Origin of the sequence: Streptomyces muensis, from assembly GCF_021474425.1 — a bacterium.
Classification (GTDB): domain Bacteria; phylum Actinomycetota; class Actinomycetes; order Streptomycetales; family Streptomycetaceae; genus Streptomyces; species Streptomyces muensis.
Window position 1 is genome coordinate 1 of the sequence record NZ_JAKEIP010000573.1, and the last position, 1363, is coordinate 1363.

At 67.8% G+C, this 1363-nt stretch carries 2 protein-coding genes and 1 rRNA gene; 1 reads left to right on the forward strand and 2 read right to left on the reverse strand.

The annotated features are described in order from the left end of the window. Positions 1-119 precede the first annotated feature (119 nt). Positions 120-236, forward strand: a 5S ribosomal RNA gene (rrf, locus tag L0P92_RS44425). Positions 237-283: 47 nt separating this feature from the next. On the opposite strand, the gene L0P92_RS44430 is transcribed toward rrf, so the two are convergent. Together L0P92_RS44430 and L0P92_RS44435 are read right to left on the reverse strand one after the other, a co-directional pair. Continuing rightward, positions 284-961 carry a response regulator gene (locus L0P92_RS44430; protein WP_234768807.1) on the reverse strand — a complete coding sequence of 226 codons (678 nt, stop codon included), beginning with the start codon at positions 959-961 and terminating at the stop codon, positions 284-286. Further along, positions 958-1363: sensor histidine kinase (locus L0P92_RS44435; protein WP_234768808.1), on the reverse strand; the 406-nt coding region annotated here is incomplete at its 5' end. The genes L0P92_RS44430 and L0P92_RS44435, both read right to left, overlap by 4 nt.

Consider the following 1363-nt stretch of genomic DNA (forward strand, 5'->3'; position numbering starts at 1 on the left):
GTACTAATAGGCCGAGGGCTTGTCCTCAGTTGCTCGCGTCCACTGTGTTGGTTCTGAAACCACGAACGGCCCCGCATGGGTCACATGCGGTGCGGCAGTGTTCGACAGTTTCATAGTGTTTCGGTGGTTATAGCGTGAGGGAAACGCCCGGTTACATTCCGAACCCGGAAGCTAAGCCTTACAGCGCCGATGGTACTGCAGGGGGGACCCTGTGGGAGAGTAGGACGCCGCCGAACAAATTTTAGAAAAGGCCCACACCTTACGGTGTGGGCCTTTTCGCGTTTCAGGACGGGATCACCAGTCCGGTGTCGTACGCCAGAATCACCGCCTGAATTCGGTCCCGTGAGCCGGTCTTCGCGAGGATGCGGCCCACGTGGGTCTTCACCGTGGACTCTGCCAGGTGGAGGCGTGTGGCTATCTCCGTGTTGGTCCATCCCTGGCCGATCACCTTGAGGATCTCGCGTTCGCGGTCGGTGAGGGCAGCGAGGCGGGGGCTCAGGGGCGTCGAGTCCGGGCGGCCGGCCGGGGATTGGGCCGGGAGATGGTGGGCGTATGCGTCGAGGAGGCGGCGGGTCAGGCTGGGGGCTACCACCGCGTCGCCCGTGGCGACCGCGCGGATGCCCGAGAGGAGCTCCTCCGGCTGGGCGTCCTTGACGAGGAAGCCGGAGGCTCCGGCGCGGAGGCCGGCGTAGGCGTACTCGTCGAGGTCGAAGGTCGTGAGGATCAGGACGCGCGTGCGGTCGCCGGAGGCGGTGATGCGGCGGGTGGCCTCGATGCCGTCGAGGCCCGGCATGCGGACGTCCATCAGGACCACGTCGGGGACCAGCTCCGCTGTCATGCGGATGGCCTCGCTGCCGTTGGCCGCTTCGCCGAGCACGGTCATGTCGTCCTGGCTCTCCAGGAGCATCCGGAAGCCGAAGCGCTGGAGGGGCTGGTCGTCGGCTATGAGGACGGTGGTCACTGCGGGGTTTCCTCCGGGAGGTGCAGGTGGACGCGCCAGCCCTGTTCGGGGTGGGGGCGTGGGCCGGCCTCAAGTGTGCCGCCGTAGAGGGCGGTTCGCTCGCGCATTCCGGGCAGACCGCGGCCGCCGGGGGGTTGAGTGGGGCGGGTGGGGGTTGTCGTGCCGGTGTCGGTCACTGTGACCGTGACGGCGCCTTTCTCCTCGTACGAGAGGTCTATGGCGGCCGTGGTGCCGGGGCCGGCGTGTTTGAGGGTGTTGGTGAGGGCTTCCTGGATGACGCGGTAGACGGTGAGCTGGCGGCCCGGGGGGAGGGTCGGGGTGCCGTGGGTGGTGGTGTGGACGGGGAGGCCCGCGGCTCGTACGCCTTCTAGGAGTTGGGCGAGGTCGGTGAGGGTGGGCTGG